The 15346-nt window shown below is 69.7% G+C and carries 17 protein-coding genes; 8 read left to right on the top strand and 9 right to left on the bottom strand.

Features of this window, described 5'->3' with window-relative positions; all coding sequences use genetic code 11:
* Positions 1 to 3: 3 nt before the first annotated feature.
* The 3 genes from ACWEMY_RS18270 to ACWEMY_RS18260 form a co-directional block, all read right to left on the bottom strand.
* Positions 4 to 870: an MlaE family ABC transporter permease gene (locus tag ACWEMY_RS18270; protein WP_278266093.1), complete on the bottom strand. Its 867-nt coding sequence runs from the start codon at positions 868 to 870 to the stop codon at positions 4 to 6.
* The gene (locus tag ACWEMY_RS18265; RefSeq protein WP_375938555.1) at positions 870 to 1715 is read right to left on the bottom strand and encodes an MlaE family ABC transporter permease; all 846 of its coding nucleotides are present in this window, start codon (positions 1713 to 1715) and stop codon (positions 870 to 872) included. The genes ACWEMY_RS18270 and ACWEMY_RS18265 overlap by 1 nt, the downstream gene beginning before the upstream one ends.
* Before the next feature lie 198 nt (positions 1716 to 1913).
* Positions 1914 to 3008, bottom strand: a complete 1095-nt coding sequence (locus ACWEMY_RS18260; protein WP_452390977.1) for a calcium:proton antiporter — start codon at positions 3006 to 3008, stop codon at positions 1914 to 1916.
* Positions 3009 to 3104: 96 nt separating this feature from the next.
* Between ACWEMY_RS18260 and ACWEMY_RS18255 the strand changes: the two genes are divergently transcribed.
* From ACWEMY_RS18255 to ACWEMY_RS18240, 4 genes are all read left to right on the top strand, one after another.
* Positions 3105 to 3761 (top strand): phosphate signaling complex PhoU family protein, encoded by a 657-nt coding sequence (locus tag ACWEMY_RS18255; protein WP_375938561.1) that lies wholly within the window; start codon positions 3105 to 3107, stop codon positions 3759 to 3761.
* A gap of 159 nt (positions 3762 to 3920) precedes the next feature.
* A complete protein-coding gene (locus ACWEMY_RS18250; protein WP_375938564.1) occupies positions 3921 to 4706 on the top strand; it encodes an HNH endonuclease family protein in 786 nt (261 codons plus the stop codon).
* Between the two features lie 35 nt (positions 4707 to 4741).
* Positions 4742 to 4966, top strand: a complete 225-nt coding sequence (locus tag ACWEMY_RS18245) for a hypothetical protein (RefSeq protein ID WP_375938567.1) — start codon at positions 4742 to 4744, stop codon at positions 4964 to 4966.
* Between the two features lie 26 nt (positions 4967 to 4992).
* On the top strand, positions 4993 to 5712 hold the full coding sequence (locus ACWEMY_RS18240; RefSeq protein ID WP_452390976.1) for a phosphatase PAP2 family protein: 720 nt from the start codon (positions 4993 to 4995) through the stop codon (positions 5710 to 5712).
* Between the two features lie 41 nt (positions 5713 to 5753).
* Here the strand turns inward: ACWEMY_RS18240 and ACWEMY_RS18235 are convergent, their stop codons facing one another.
* The 5 genes from ACWEMY_RS18235 to ACWEMY_RS18215 form a co-directional block, all read right to left on the bottom strand.
* Positions 5754 to 6962, bottom strand: a complete 1209-nt coding sequence (locus ACWEMY_RS18235; protein WP_452390975.1) for an FAD-dependent oxidoreductase — start codon at positions 6960 to 6962, stop codon at positions 5754 to 5756.
* 166 nt (positions 6963 to 7128) lie between these two features.
* Positions 7129 to 7770 carry a PadR family transcriptional regulator gene (locus ACWEMY_RS18230; protein ID WP_452390974.1) on the bottom strand — a complete coding sequence of 214 codons (642 nt, stop codon included), beginning with the start codon at positions 7768 to 7770 and terminating at the stop codon, positions 7129 to 7131.
* Between the two features lie 32 nt (positions 7771 to 7802).
* Entirely contained in the window at positions 7803 to 8840 is a 1038-nt protein-coding gene (locus ACWEMY_RS18225; RefSeq protein ID WP_452390973.1) for a methyltransferase, read from the bottom strand.
* A 24-nt stretch (positions 8841 to 8864) separates the two neighbouring features.
* Positions 8865 to 10895: an MDR family MFS transporter gene (locus ACWEMY_RS18220; protein WP_452390972.1), complete on the bottom strand. Its 2031-nt coding sequence runs from the start codon at positions 10893 to 10895 to the stop codon at positions 8865 to 8867.
* 67 nt (positions 10896 to 10962) lie between these two features.
* A complete protein-coding gene (locus ACWEMY_RS18215; RefSeq protein ID WP_375938585.1) occupies positions 10963 to 11592 on the bottom strand; it encodes a TetR/AcrR family transcriptional regulator in 630 nt (209 codons plus the stop codon).
* A 380-nt stretch (positions 11593 to 11972) separates the two neighbouring features.
* On the opposite strand from ACWEMY_RS18215, the gene ACWEMY_RS18210 reads away from it, so the two are divergent.
* Genes ACWEMY_RS18210 through ACWEMY_RS18195 form a run of 4 tightly spaced genes read left to right on the top strand, consistent with a single transcriptional unit; the run spans position 11973 to position 14667 of the window.
* Positions 11973 to 12893, top strand: coding sequence for a sigma-70 family RNA polymerase sigma factor (locus ACWEMY_RS18210; RefSeq protein WP_452390971.1), 921 nt, complete (start codon positions 11973 to 11975; stop codon positions 12891 to 12893).
* A gap of 39 nt (positions 12894 to 12932) precedes the next feature.
* On the top strand, positions 12933 to 13808 hold the full coding sequence (locus ACWEMY_RS18205; protein WP_452390970.1) for an oxidoreductase: 876 nt from the start codon (positions 12933 to 12935) through the stop codon (positions 13806 to 13808).
* 50 nt (positions 13809 to 13858) lie between these two features.
* The gene (locus ACWEMY_RS18200) at positions 13859 to 14293 is read left to right on the top strand and encodes a transcriptional regulator (protein ID WP_452390969.1); all 435 of its coding nucleotides are present in this window, start codon (positions 13859 to 13861) and stop codon (positions 14291 to 14293) included.
* A 26-nt stretch (positions 14294 to 14319) separates the two neighbouring features.
* Complete coding sequence (locus ACWEMY_RS18195; RefSeq protein WP_375938685.1) at positions 14320 to 14667, top strand: DUF3817 domain-containing protein; 348 nt, start codon at positions 14320 to 14322, stop codon at positions 14665 to 14667.
* A 71-nt stretch (positions 14668 to 14738) separates the two neighbouring features.
* Here the strand turns inward: ACWEMY_RS18195 and rdgB are convergent, their stop codons facing one another.
* Entirely contained in the window at positions 14739 to 15344 is a 606-nt protein-coding gene (gene rdgB, locus ACWEMY_RS18190) for an RdgB/HAM1 family non-canonical purine NTP pyrophosphatase (protein WP_452390968.1), read from the bottom strand.
* Between the last annotated feature and the right edge of the window lie 2 nt (positions 15345 to 15346).

Below are 15346 nucleotides of genomic sequence, written 5' to 3'. Positions count from 1 at the left end.
ACCTCACCCCGTAAAACTGATCGCCGAGTTGAAGCCCCACAGCACGATCGACAGCACCATGTCGATGGCGACGATCGCCACCGAACTGGCCCGGACCGCGCGGCCGGAGGCGATGCCGACGCCCTCGGGGCCACCGGTGGCGAAGAATCCGAAATAGCTGTGCACCAGGATCACGACGGTGCCGAACACGGCGACCTTGATCACCGCGGCGATCATGTCGAAGCCGGAGATGAACTGGAAGAAGTAGTGGTCGTAGACACCGGCCGACTGCCCGTAGACCATCGTGAGCAGCCCGCGGCAGGCGCCGTAGGACAGGATCAGCGCGATCAGGAAGGTCGGCACGATCGCGATGGCGCCGGCGATCACGCGGGTGGTGACCACGAAGGGCACCGAGCGCAGGCCGAGCGCTTCGATGGCGTCGATCTCCTCGGAGATGCGCATCGAGCCGATCTCGGCGGTGATCCGGCAGCCCGCCTGGGCGGCGAAGCCGATGGCCGCCGCGATCGGGGCCAGCTCACGGGTGGTGGCGTAGGCCGAGATGACGCCGGTGACCGGGCCCATGCCGAGCATGTCGAGCGAGGCGAAGGACTCCACGCCGACCGAGGCGCCCATGACCAGGCCGAGCACGATCATCATCGGCACGGTGCCGCCGCCGACGATGATCGAGCCGCGGCCCCAGGTCATGTCGGTGACCGCGCGCAGCGTCTCGTCGCGGTAGCGGCGCAGCGTGAGCGGCACCGAGGACAGCACCTGCCAGACGAACACGGCCACGAAGCCGAGCGACTCGCCCGCGGAGGTGATCTTGCGACCCAGGCGCGCGGGCTTGCGCAGCCAGTGCAGCGAGGTGGGGATGTAGGAGGAGGCAGCCATCACGCCAACTTCGTCGGCAGGAACATGGCGCTGATCTGGGTGGCCAGCAGGTTCACGATCGCGATCGAGACCACCGAGAGCACCACCGCGGCGTTCACCGCGTCGGCGACACCGCGCGGACCGCCCTTGGCCTCCAGGCCGCGCTGGCAGGAGATGACCACGACCAGGAAGCCGAAGATCAGTGCCTTGAGCAGCGAGACCCACACGTCACCGGCGGTGGCGAAGGAGCCGAAGGTCGACCAGTAGCTGCCCGGGGTGACGCCCTGGCCGCCGACGGCGACCGCGTATCCGGCGAGCACGCCGACGAAGATGATCAGCACATTGAGCATCGGCGCCACGATGAGCATCGCCATCATGCGCGGGATGACCAGCCGGTGCACCGGGCTGATGCCCATGGTGTTGAGCGCGTCGATCTCCTCGCGGATGGTGCGCGCGCCCAGGTCGGCCGCGATGGCCGCCGCGCCGGCGCCACCGAGCAGGAAGCCCGTCGCGATCGGGGCGCCCTGCTTGATGACGCCCAGACCGCCGGTGGCGCCGAGCATGGAGTCCGCGCCCAGGCTGTGGATCAGGTTGCCGACCTGGATCGAGACGATCACCCCGAACGGGATGGCCATCAGGATCGCGGGGATGGCGGTGACGGTGATCAGGCGCCAGGCCTGCACCAGCGTCTCGCGCCACTGGAACTGACGGCGCGCGACATCGGTGATCGTGCCGGTGACCGACTCCTGGGCGAGGTCGACCGCGCGACCGAAGGTCCGCAACGACGACACGACCGTGTCGGTGAAATTCTTGCGGACGATCTGGCTAGCGGAATCCGGCTTCGCGGAATGCAGATCGGTGGACATCAGGGATGCCCCCGGCCCACTCGCGAAGCGCGGCGGATGGTGGTTTTCATACCGCACTCTCTGGCTTCGGCGTCGGTGCCAACTCCAGCAAGCTAACCGGTACTCTGCGTCACAACAAAATTTCCGAGTAGTGACCCTCGTCTCTTTCGCGGCGTTCCGATGACAGCTAACGGACCCTTGTGATCCGCAACACTTCAGCTACGGACTGGCGGCCAGGAACACGAACGCGGCGAACAACGCCAGGTGGACGCCACCGTGCAGCAGCGTCGCGCGGCCGGGAACGATGGTGAGCGTGCCCACCGCGACGGTGAGCGCGAGCAGCACCATCTGGGTGGCACCCAGGCCGAGCACCAGCGGGCCGCTGAGCCAGATCGTCGCGATCGCGATCACCGGGATGGTCAGGCCGATGCTGGCCATCGCCGAACCCAGGGCCAGGTTCAGGCCGATCTGCACGCGATTGCGGCGCGCGGAGTTCACCGCGGCCAGCGTCTCGGGCAGCAGCACCAGCATCGCGATCACCACGCCGACCGCCGACTGCGGCAGCCCGGCGGAGTTCACCGCCGACTCCAGCGTCGGCGAGACCACCTTGGCCAGGCCGACCACGCAGATCAGGGCCAGTACCAGCAGGCCGAGGCTGATCAGCGCGGTCTTCTTCGACGGCAGCGCACCATGCGGGTCATCGTCGTCGTCCACCGCGCCGCCGTCCTCGACGGGCAGGAAGTCGTCGGGATGACGCACCGTCTGCACCATCACGAACAGGCCGTAGAGCAGCAGCGAGGCGACCGCGGCGAAGGCCAGCTGGGCCACCGAGAACTCCGGGCCGGGTTTGCTGGTGGTGAAGGTGGGCAGCACCAGACTCAAGGTCGCGATGGTGGCCACCGTCGCCAGGGCGGCGCCGGTGCCCTCGGAATTGAACACCGCGACCCGCCTGCGCAGGGCGCCGACCAGCAGCACCAGGCCGAAGATGCCGTTGCAGGTGATCATCACCGCGGCGAAGACGGTGTCGCGCGCCAGCGAGGCCGCCTTCTCCCCGCCCGAGACCATCATGGTGACGATCAGCGCGACCTCGATCACCGTCACCGCGACCGCCAGTACCAGCGAGCCGAACGGTTCACCGACCCGGTGGGCCACCACCTCCGCGTGATACACCGCCGCCAGCACGGCGCCGACCAGCGCCAGACTCACCAGCGCGACGATCAATCCCGGCACGGAACGCCCCCAGCTGAGTGCGAGCACGAGGGCGGCGAGTATGGGCACGTACAGGGTCCATCTGGTCGTCAACGCGGCAATCATGCCCCCCATCCTTCCAGGTGTGTCCGAATTGCCCGGAGATCACGGATTCCCTCGATGGATTCACTCCACGCGCCCCGATGGGGAACAATTCAGCGCGTGCGGACCCAGTTCACCCTCGAGCTCGTCGAGTTGTCCAACGAGCTCACCCTCATGTCGCGCCTGGCCCACGATGCGACCGAACGGGTCACCGAGGCGCTGGCAGGCGCCGATCTCGCGGCGACCTACGAGGTCTTCGCACTCGACGAGCGACTCCAGGAGATGTTCGCCGCCTGCGAAACCCGGACCATGGCACTGCTCGCGCTCCAGGCCCCCGTCGCGCGCGACCTACGCCATGTGGTGACCGCGATCCAGATCGCCGGGGAGCTCTCGCGCATCGGCCGTCGCACGGAAACCGCTGGGCAGTACGTCTATCGGGCCCATCCGCGCGCGGTCGCGCCCGCGCCGGTGCTCGCCGCGCTGGTGGCCATGGGCACGCTGGCCGCGGAATGCGTTGCGCGGGTAAGTTCGTCGGTGGCGACCGGCCGGTTCGTCGCCGACGACGGCACCGACGCCGATGCCATGAGCGCCCTGTGCGCCGAGCTGCGCACCGCCCTGATCGCACCGGCGGCACAGGTCGACGCGGGCGCCGCGATCGACCTGGCCCTGCTGGGCAGTCAGTTCCAGCGCTGCGCCGATCACGCCGCGCGCATCGCCCGCCTGATCCGCTTCCTGGACACCGGAATTCCGCCCGAGGCCGGTTCGCTGGCGGATTGACGTGAAATGCGTCACCATCTGTTTGCCCGGTGATTCCGGGGGTCACCTCACTCGATAGGCGAACGCTATCGAGGCGCGCGCGTCGCGCTCGACTCCACCGGGTACGGCCGATAGGTTGTGCCGGTTCATCTCTCGACGAAGCATGTGGGTGGTACGGGCATGAAATGGTCCTCGATCAGCGGCTCTCCGATCGGCAAGGCGGTGCTGGCACTGGCCGCGGCGGCGATCTTCGCCATCGCGCTCACGGTCGCGAACACGTTGCTGGACAAGGTGAGTCCCACCGTGCCCGGCCCCGGTTCGGCGGGCGCGGCGACGGTCTCGGGCAAGGAGATCGGGGATCTGGTCGCCAAGCTGGTCGTGGCGAAAGAGGGCCCGATGACCGGCTACACCCGGGAGAAGTTCCCGCACTGGGACACCAACAAGCCCGAGCACGGCTTCGGCGGCGACCTCGCCCAGTACACCAAATGCACCAGCCGCGAAGTGATGATGCTGCGTGACGCCACCGGCAAGGTCACCCTCGACCCCAAGACCTGCGAGCTGAACATCCCCGCGGGCGCGGGCTGGCAGGACCACTACGGCTTCATCGACAAGAAGACCGGTCAGCTCGGCCCGTACAAGTTCATCACCGACCCGTCCAAGGTCGACGCCGAACACATTGTGGCGCTGGCCGAAGCGTGGCGCTCCGGCGCGGCCGACCGCGACGAGGACACCCGCCGCCGCATCGCCAACGACTCGCTCAACCTGGTCGCCGCCGACCCCTCGGCCAACCGCTCCAAGGGTGACCAGGACCCGGCGAACTACCTGCCGCCGGGCAATTTCCGGTGCGCCTATGTCGAGCACTACGTCAAGGTGAAGATAAAGTACGCGTTGACCGTTGATACCGCCGAGCACACCGCGTTGCGCACCGCAGTCGACGACTGCGTCCGTCGAGGAGAGTTCAAATAAGCGAGTCCATCGAGATCACCGCCGAGAGCGCCGTCATGACCGAAGAGGAAGGGACGGTGTCGGGCGAGCTTGATGTCATGCTCGACGACACCGGTAGAGGTCTCGTCCGCTATCGGGGTACCGACACCTGGTACACGATCGGCAATATCGAGGCCGAACCCCCACGCACCTGGGACACCGTCGCCGACCTGGTGAAGGCGATCAAGAAGGTCGCGGGCACGCGCGACGTGGCGGGCAACACCGTCGTTTTCGAGGCCTGATCGCGCGAGCTGGCAATCTGGTAGTTATGCCGATCGCCTCTCGACGTCCCCCGCCCGATGAGATCGCCTGGTCCGCGCTGGGCCGCCGCCTGCCACTCACCGCCGCGCTGATCGCGGCCGCCGCGGTGGTGGTCGCGGTGCTGACCTGGCAGGTCGACAGCGGCGCCGCCGTCACCCGGCTGGACGCGCGCGTCCTCGACTGGATGATCGCCCACCGCGGCGAACCCCTCACCTCGGTGGCCAGGGTGATCACCGATCTCGGCGACACCCTGTCGATGACGGTGCTCGCCACGATCACCGTGTGCTGGCTGCTGTGGCAGCGGCACTGGGCGTGCGCGGTGCTGGTCGCGGTCACCTCGCTCGGCGCGGGCCTGCTCGTCGTGGTGATCAAGCAGCTCGTCGGCAGGAATCGTCCGCCGGAGCTGAGCAGGCTGGTCTACGAACCGAGCCTGTCGTACCCGTCCGGACACACCCTGGGCAGCACGGTGGTGGTCGGCATCGTGGCCATCACCCTGATCCCCCGGCTGCGGTGGCAGTGGGTGCGCGTCGTCGCGACCGTGCTCGCGGTGCTGTTCCCGGTCGCGGTGGGATTGTCGCGGGTCTATCTGGGTGTGCACTGGCTCAGCGATGTGCTGGCGGGGTGGACGATCGGGCTGATCTGGCTGGCGGTGTGTGTCACGGTGTTCACCGTGGTGCGGGCCGAGCGGGCGGCGGTCGAGCCGATACCCGCGCCGGCTGATCGTTAGGTACCCGCTGCCCGGCGGGTCGGTGCCGGGCAGCGGACGGATCAGCTGGTCGCGGCCGGTTCGCGCTGGACCGGGGCGTCCCAGTCGATGCGGTAGCGGCGTTCGGCGCCCATGGTCTTCTCCGGGTTCATCACCGTGCGGACCATCAACGGCATGAGCGCGTTCATGATCTTGCGGGCGAGCGGGCCCGGGGTCTTGCTGTGGTTGATCTTGGCCGCGCGGGCGGTGATGTCCTCGACGCGGGTGCGGCGCAGTCGTTCGTAGGCGGCGAAGGACTCGGCGGGGGTGTCGAGGTCGCGCAGGCAGCGGGCCAGTTGCACGGCGCTCTCGATGGCCAGCGAGGCGCCCTGGCCGGAGCTGTTGGACGGGGCGTGCACCGCGTCGCCGACCAGGACCAGCCGGTCGCGGTACCAGTGCGGGACCGGCGGCATGATGTGCAGCGCGCCGGTGATCTCCAGGTTCGCGGCGGTGGTGCGGCGGGCGAATTCGCCGCCGGGGGTGTCGGGGGCGTAGGTCTCGCGCAGGACGCGCAGCCAGTACTCGGCCGGGACGGCACGGGCCTCGGTCAGCGAGTAGTACTGCGCGCTGGGCAGGTTCGCACCCCAGGTGACGCGGCCGTCGGCGTGCTTCCAGTACAGGTAGTACGCCTTGGCGCCGAAGGCGAAGACCATGGTGTCGTCGGGCAGGGCCGGATCGCAGTCGATCTGGGCGCCGAAGCCGAGCATGCCGGTGTAGTCGGGCCCGGGGGCCTCGGGGTCGATGAGAGTGCGCACGGTGGAGCGGATGCCGTCGGCGCCGACGAGGATGTCGGCGGTGGCGGTGGTGCCGTCGGCGAAGTGCGCGGTGACGCCGTCGGGGTGTTCCTCGACGTGGGTCAGGCGCTTGTCGTAGGTGAACGGCACCCCGGCAGCGACGGCGTGGTCGTGCAGGGCGCGGTGCAGTTCGCCCCGGTCGACGACCTGCAGCGGCGGCTGGTCGGCGAGCATCGGCAGCTCGTGTTCGCGGCCGCCGACGGCCAGGCGCATGTGCGCGCAGGGCAGGGCGATGGCGCGCACGGCATCGCCCGCGCCGAGCAGGTCGAGGGCCGCGAGGCCGTTGGGTGCCAGGGCGAGGCCGGAGCCGATGCCGTCGGACGGGCCGGAATAGGCCTCGTAGACGTGGGCGTCGATGCCCGCGCGGTGCAGCGCGGCGGCGGTGACGGGTCCGGCGATGCCACCGCCGATGATCAGCGCGGTACGGGTTCGGGACATGGGTGATCTCCAGATCTGTGCCGCGTCACCCGGTTATCCTGTGGTTGCCTGCCTCGGGGCCGGGTGCGCGTGGGTTCTCCGTGCGAGCACGGTGTCGGGACGGTTTCGCCGGGCCCGGTGGGGTGTTGCCGCACACCATCGGGTCCGGTGTCTGTTCGGGGCGCCGCTAGTCGCTCCCCCTTTCGCCGAGTGCGGGAATCCGGTCGGTGGGCATGCCGTCGGCGTGCCACTGCCGCCAGGCGTCGAGGCCGTCGAAGGTGCCGGTGCGCAGTTCCTCGCGCAGGGAATCCGCCCAGGCGCGTTCGGCTTCCAGCATCGCCAGGCCGTATTCGGATTCGACGACGAACAGCCGGGGCAGGGTGCCGGTCAGCGCGGTGAGGTCGTTTCGCGTGGTCTCTATGGTCCGGGTCAGCGTGTCGATCCGGGTGCCGAGCAGGGCGATCACCTCGTCGGGCGGCAGGACCGCCAGGATCGACAGGCCCGCGGTGAACCGGTGGTGTTCGGGTTCGGGCCGCGCGAGCAGTTCCCGGGTCCAGTCGGCCATCTCGGCCCGTCCGGCGTCGGTGATCCGGTAGATCACCCGCTCGGGGCGGGCTCCCTCCCGCTCGCTGCCCACCACCTCGAGGAATCCGGCCTTGGCCATGTTCTGGACCACCGTGTAGAGCGAACCCCACTTGATGTCCATGTCCCGGTCCTTGCCGTGGGCCCGCAGCGTCGCCGCGATCTCGTAGCGGTGCATCGGCCGCTGCACGATCACCGACAGCACCGCCAGCGCCAGCAGGTTGTTCACCTTGCGCTTGCCCGCCACACCCACCTCCTTACTCGTCTACGAATATACGTCTACGAGTAATCGCCGGGCAAGGAGTGTCCGGCGGGGTTATCAGGAACGCCGGGCCGGAATTCCAGCAGGCAGCGCTGCTCGGTCAGGTCCGCCACCGCGTCGAGAACCAGCCCGTGCGCGGCGGCCAGGACCTGGAATTCCTCGATCCGCCGCTCCCGGCCGCCGTAGATGACGAGCATGGCCAGATCCATCTCGCTCATCGCCCGCTGACCGCCGACCGGCTCCACCACCAGCACCCGGCCCGTCGTCCCGGCGGCCTCGGCGCAGCGGGCCAGAATCCGGTCGGCGTGGTGGTCGTCCCAGTCGTGCAGGATGTCGGAGAGCAGGTAGGCGTCGGCCCCGGCGGGCAGCGGGTCGAAGAAGCTCCGCGCGCTCACGTGTGTGCGCCCGGCCAGCCCGCGGGCCGCGAACAGGTCGCGCGCCGCGGTCGCGGTGGGGGCGAGGTCGACCAGGTGGCCGTGGACGTCCGGATGCGCGTGCAGGATCGCCGCGAGCAGGTCACCGCGGCCGCCGCCGACATCGACGAGCGTGGCGAAGCGTGACCAGTCGAACCCGGTGGCGATCCGCGGGGCCTGATCGCGGAACCGCAGGCCCATCTGCTGGTCGAAAGACGTCCGCAGCTCGGCGGATTCGGCGAGATCGGCCCAGAAGTCCTGACCGTAGCGGCGCGGATAGGCCGCCTGACCGGTGCTGACGCTGTGCGCGAGCTCGACGAAAGCCAGTTCGGCGCGCCCGGCCGCGGAGTCCAGGCGCAACAGGATGTTCGTGAAGGCCGCGCCGGTGCCGAGATGCGCGCCGAACGCGGTCGTGCGATAGCCCGCGGCGGTCGGTTCCACGACGCCGAGGGTCGCGAGGTGGGCGAGCAGGAGTTCGAGGGCGACCGGGTCGGTGTCGAGTTCGGTGGCCAGGGCGGCCGCGTCGGCCGGGTGGTCGGCGAGGCGGTCGGGGAGGTCGAGGGTCGCCGCGACCCGCAGGGCCATCGGGGTCGCCAGGCTCGCCATTCGCCGGAGGGTCTGGGCGTCGTCGTTGTGTGCCACGGGAATCCACTGTGGCACGGCGGGTCAGGTCTTGACGGTGAGGTCGTCGTCGGCGCCCTGGTCGAGGAGTTTGGCGGCGATGTCGGTGAGGGCCTGGTCGAGCAGGGCGCGGTCGGCGGGGTCGTCGGAGTTCCAGTCGTCGAGGCGGTCGCCGAGCCAGCGGCGCCAGCCCGCGCGGAGTTTGCCGACCTCGGCGGTGCCGGATTCGGTGAGGGTGAGGGTGCCGCCGTCGTCGGCGAGCAGACCCTCGTCGACGGCATTGCGGAAGACGGGCAGCAGGATCTCGACGGGGACGCGGTGCCGGTAGGCGATGGCGTGCGCGGCGGCGGGGTGGCCCTGTTTGTCCGCGAGATAGATCTGGGCGAGGCCCCAGGCGGTATCGGGGGCCAGCGAGCTGCCCGAGGCGGCCACGATCTGCGGCATGATCGGGCCCTTCGCCCTGGCCCGGCGCACCGTGGTGGCCACCGAGCGTTCCAGCTGGACGATCCGGTCGGGCGAATCGGGCACCGAGAACCCCTCGCCGACATCACCCGCGCCGTGGCGGGCGCTGTCGCGTAATCGCACCTGCGGCAGGAACCAGGCCACCACGAACCCGATCAGCGCCACCGGAACCACCCAGCGGAAGACGTAGTCGATCGAGTTCGCGTAGGCGTCGATGATCGGCCTGGCCTGGTCCAGCGGCAGCTCACGCAGCGCCTTCGGATCGGCCACCGCGTTCGGCGGCACCCCGGGCACCTCCCGCATCGCCTCGGCGAGCGCGGCCTGGCTCTGATTCGAGTAGAGCGTGCCGAACACCGCGGTGCCGAACGCGCTACCCAGCGTGCGGAAGAAGGTGACCCCGGAAGTGGCGGTGCCCAGGTCGGCGTAGGGCACGGTGTTCTGCACGACGATGGTGAGCACCTGCATCGACAGGCCGAGCCCACAGCCGAGGATCAGCATGTACAGCGATTCCAGCCAGGCGCTGGTGTCGCGGCCCATCGTCGACATCAGCCACAGCCCGATCGCCATCACCGCCATGCCCACGATCGGGAAGTACCGGTACTGCCCGGTGCGCCCGACCACCTGCCCGGAGAACACCGAGGTGACGAACAGGCCGACGACCAGCGGCAAGGTGCGCACGCCGGACTCGGTGGCCGAGGCACCGTCGACGTATTGCAGGTAGGCGGGCAGGTAGGTCATCGAGCCGAGCATGGCGAAACCGACGATGAAACTGAGCACCGAGGACACCGTGAACACCCGGCTGCGGAACAACCGCATCGGCAGCATCGGATCGGCTGCGCGCTGCTCCACCCTGATGAAGAAGTAGATGAGTACCACGGCGAGCACGAACAACCCGATGATCTGCCAGGACAGCCAGTCGAACTCGTTGCCGCCGAACTCGAGCCCCAGGATCAGCGCCGAGACACCCAGCGCGATCAGGCCGATGCCCAGGTAGTCGACCACCGGCCGCTGCACGGCTTTGAGCCGCGGCAGCGTGCGCGCGGCCATCAGCACCATGACGATCGCGATCGGCACATTGACGTAGAAGCACCACCGCCAGCTCGCGTGGTCGGTGAACAGCCCGCCCAGCGTGGGCCCGACGACGGTGGTCACGCCGAACACCGCGCCGAGCGCGCCCTGGTACTTGCCGCGTTCGCGCAGCGGGATGGTGTCGGCGATGAGCGCCATCGAGGTGACCATGAGCCCGCCCGCGCCCACGCCCTGGATGCCGCGCGCGATCACCAGCACCACCATGCCGTTGGCGAGCCCGGCCAGCGCCGAGCCGGCGATGAAGATGATCGCGCTGATCTGGAAGAGCAGTTTGCGGCCGAACAGGTCACCGAGTTTGCCCGCCAGGGCGGTCGCCACCGCCTCGGCCAGCAGATACGCCGTGACCACCCACGCCATGTGCCCGGCGCTGCCGAGATCGGCCACGATGCTGGGCAGTGCCGCCGAGACGATGGTCTGGTCGAGTGCGGCCATGAGCATGCCGAGCACCACCGTCGCGAAGATGACATTGATCTTGGCCCGGCTCATCGGCTCGACGGGATCGGCTACAGCAACACCCTCCGGCATTGCCCCAGTATGGGCTTTCCCCTGTGGTCGCGGAGTCCAGTGACACGGCAGCAATCAGGTCGAGATCTCAACGCACGGCGTAGGAACCGAGGCCGGGTTCGAGTGCGTCGAAGGCGGTGTGCGCGTAGCCGCGCAGGGCCGCGGCGATGTCGTCGCCGGATTCGCCGGCCAGCAACCGGCGCAGGATCTCCTCGAACAGCACCCGCTGCACGCCCGCGAGCTGCGACGCGGCGACCCGGGGGGTGATGTCGTCGGCGGCGGCGCCGGTGTCCTCGGCGAGCGCCTGCGCCAGCGCCGCCTCGCGGACTTCGTGGAACTCGCGCAGGCGCGCCACCAGCGCGGGACTGTCGGTGATCATCGTCGCGAACGGCTTGCCGCTGAAACCGATCACCGGGTCCTGGGCCTCGACGGCGGCGAGGTAGGCGGTGCGCAGCGCGGCCAGCGCGGACTCCCCCGGCGCCCGATCGCGGACGACGGCGGCGAGCTGGCCGGTGAAGACCGGGCCCAGGTCGAGCGCGAGGTCCTCCTTGCGCGGGAAGTAGTTGGTGACGGTCATCTTGGCGACGTCGGCGGCCGCGGCGATCTCGGCGATGGTCACCTTGTCGAACCCGCGCTCGAGGAACAGCTCGGTCGCCCGGTGCGAGATCTGCTCCTTGGTCTGCTGTTTCTTCCTGGCCCGGAGCCCCTGTGTGGTCATGTCGACCAGCGTAGCTGAACTCGTCCCAAAATTGTTCTTGACATATTTTTAGGTCGAGTCTAAGTTTGTGTTCGTCGCCGCCACCCACACCATCGACGAAGGAGCAGCCGATATGGCCCGATACACGACACTGCGAGATTCGCTCGACGCCACCGTCCGCGCACCGCTCACCACGGAACGCCCCCGCACGGCGACCCCGCAGTTCCCCGGCGCACGCCGCCGGAACTCAGGCCCGGTCATCCGCGGGGCGCAGACCAGGTCGACGGCCGTGCGCCGCCCGCTGCGGATTCCGGGGCGCTGAGCACCCGGCGGGCGGGGCCACCCACGGCCCCGCCCGCCCTCCGGCCCACCACGATCTCGCCGTATCGAACGGAGCTCCCTTGAACGTCACCGCCGATTCCGTCCGCGACTACCTCACCGCGATCGCCCGCACTCCCCTGCTCACCCCCGAGCAGGAGTACGCGCTGGCCGCCCGCATCGCCGCCGGGGCCGCGGCGCGCGCCGAACTCGACGCCGACGCGGCCGCGGGCATCGAACCCACCGCCGAGCGGCGCGCGGAGCTGCACCGCGCCGAACGGGCGGGTCTGCGCGCCAAGGACCAGATGGTGCGGGCGAATCTGCGCCTGGTCGTCTCCATCGCGCGGCGCTTCCCCACCAATACCGGCATGTCGCTGCTGGATCTCGTCCAGGAGGGCACGCTCGGCCTGATCCGGGCGGTGGAGAAGTTCGACCACGAGCGCGGGCTCAAGCTCTCCACCTACGCGACCTACTGGATCCGGCAGTCGATCGGGCGCGCGCTCACCGATCAGGGCCGCACCATCCGGCTGCCCTCGAACGTCGCCGACGTGCTGCACCGGGTGATCAAGGTGCGCCGCGAGCTGGCCCAGCAGCTCGGCAGGCCCGCCACCGTCGAGGAGCTGGCGGCAGCCGCGGAGATCGGCGTGGCCCAGGTGGAGACGATGCTGCGGCTCGAGGCCGAACCGGTGTCGCTGCACGCGCCGATCGGCGAGGACACCGAGCTGGGCGCGCTGCTGCCCGACACCGCGCCCGCCCCGGCCGACGTGGTCGCCGGGCAGATGCTGCGCGGCTATGTCGAGGCCGCGATGACGGGTCTCACCGAGCGCGAATCCGCCGTCATCCGGCTGCGCTTCGGGCTCGACCGAGGGGAGGCGCGCACCCTCGAGGAGGTAGGGTCCGAGCTCGGGGTGTCGCGGGAACGGGCCAGGCAGATCGAGGCCAAGGCGATGACCAAGCTGCGCAGGCCCAGCTGCGCGGGCGCGCTGGCCGGCCTGCTCGGCTGACCCCTTCCCTCCTATCTTACTCCAGAGTAAGGTCGGTGCATGGCATGGAAACCAACCGACATCGCGGACCAGAGCGGGCGCACGTTCGTGATCACCGGGGCCAACGGCGGCCTCGGAACCGAAACCACCCGGGTACTGGCGGGCAAGGGCGCCACCGTGATCATGGCCTGCCGCAACGCGGCCAAGGCCCAGCCGATCGCCGAGTCCATCCCCGGTGACGTCCGCGTGGCCGCGCTCGACCTGGCCGACCTGGCTTCCGTGCGCGCCTTCGCCGAGCAGCAGGGCGACTTCGACGTCCTGATCAACAACGCCGGCCTGATGAACGTCCCGTTCTCGCGCACCGCCGACGGCTTCGAGACCCAGTTCGGCGTCAACCACCTGGGCCACTTCGCGCTCACCGCCCTGCTGCTGGACCGCATCGGCGACCGGGTGGTGACCCTGGCCTCCATCGCCCACAAGCAGACCCCCAAGCTCTGGATCGACGACCTCAACTACGAGAACCGCCGCTACCAGCGCAATCTCGCCTACGCCCAGGCCAAGCTGGCCAATCTCATGTTCGGCCGCGAACTGCAGCGCAGGCTCACCGAGGCGGGCTCGGCCAAGAAGTCCTACGCCGTGCACCCCGGCGTCTCGGCGACCGACCTGTTCGCCCGCACCGAGACCCCGCTGGACCGGGTGAGCAAGCCGTTCATCAAGCTCGTCGGCCACCCACCGCACCGGGCCGCGCACTCCACCCTGTTCGCCGCGACCGAACCGTCCGCCGACCCCACCGTCTACTGGGGACCCAACAAGTGGATGCAGTCGCAGGGCCCGGTCGAGGCGTGCCCGTCGAGCGCCATCTCCCGCGATCGCGAACTGCAGCGCAGGCTGTGGGAGGAATCCGAGCGGATGACCGGCATCACCTACAAGTTCTGAGGCCCGACCTGGTCCTACGCACCCTGTAGTAGGCGGGTACCGTGGAGCGCGTGTCCGCTTCTTCGCCCCGTCCGGCGCACAACCGACCGGCTCTGATCGCGCTGGTCGTCGTCGTCGCGCTGGGCTGCCTCGCGCTGGCGTGGTGGCAGTGGGAGCGGTTCGAATCGTCCTCGGGCACCGGCCAGAACCTCGGCTACGCCCTGCAGTGGCCGTTGTTCGCGGCCTTCGCGGTATTCGCCTACGTGCGGTTCGTGCGGCTCGAACGCGAGGCCGAAGCGCCCGCCGACGAGCGGCCGCGCCCGCGCAAGGCCGAGGCTCCGCGCGAGATCCCCGCGGGCATCCTGCCCGAACGGCCCACCGCCGCGTCGGCCGACGACCCGGAGACGGTCGCCTACAACCAGTACCTGGCGCACTTGCATGCCAGCGACATCGACGCGCAGGTCCGCTCGGCCGGTCTGCACGCCCCAGAGAGGAACGCCGGGTGACCGACAACAACACCACCGCCCCGTCGCTGGACAAGGACCCCGGCGCCCCGGCGGGCGGCGCGAGCAGCGCCAAGATCGCCTCGGCGCTGCTGCGCTACCGGGTGCTGGCCTGGGTCACCGGCCTGTGGCTGCTGCTGCTCACCTTCGAGATGGTCGCCAAGTACGGCTTCGACGTCGACACCCCGAGCTGGATCGCGGTCGTGCACGGCTGGGTGTACTTCGCCTACCTGCTCGTCACCGCCGACCTCGCGGTCAAGGTGCGCTGGCCGATCGGCCGGACCGTCGGCACCCTCATCGCGGGCACGATCCCGTTCCTGTCGTTCTTCGTCGAGCACCGCAATGCCAACGACGTGAAGAACCAGTACAGCCTCTGATCTTCGGACGACGAACGCCGCCGCCCCTTCCGGGGACGGCGGCGTTCTGTCGTGTAGGCGGCTCAGGAATCTCAGGCGAGAGCAGCCAGGGCGGGAATGAGCTGGGTCAGCGCCCGGCCACGATGGGACACGGCGTCCTTCTCGGCAGGGGTCAGCTCGGCGGCCGAACCGGTGCCGCCCTCGGGCAGGAACAGCGGGTCGTACCCGAAGCCACCTTCACCGCGCGGAGCGCGCGCGATGCTGCCCGGCCATTCGCCACGGACCACGGTGGTCGTCCCGTCGGGCAGCACCAGCGCGCAGGTGGACACGAACGCGGCGCCGCGCCGCTCGTCGGGGACATCACCGAGCTGGCCAAGCAGCAGGGCGTTGTTGGCCGCGTCGTCACCGTGGGTGCCCGACCAGCGCGCCGACAGCACGCCCGGCATGCCGTTGAGCGCGTCCACCTCGATACCGGAATCGTCGGCCACACAGGGCAATCCGGTCGCCACGGCACCGTCGCGGGCCTTGGCGATCGCGTTCTCCTCGAAGGTGGCGCCGGTCTCGGGCGCCTCCTCGTAGGGCGGCACGTCGGCCAGGCTCACCAGTTCGATCCCGGCCACGCCCGCCTCGTCGAGGATGCGCCGCAGTTCCTTCAGCTTCTTGGCATTTCGGCTGGCCACCAGCACACGCACGGCCACGG

The organism is Nocardia sp. NPDC004415, from assembly GCF_053602435.1.
This window is presented reverse-complemented; position numbering and strand designations above follow the sequence as displayed.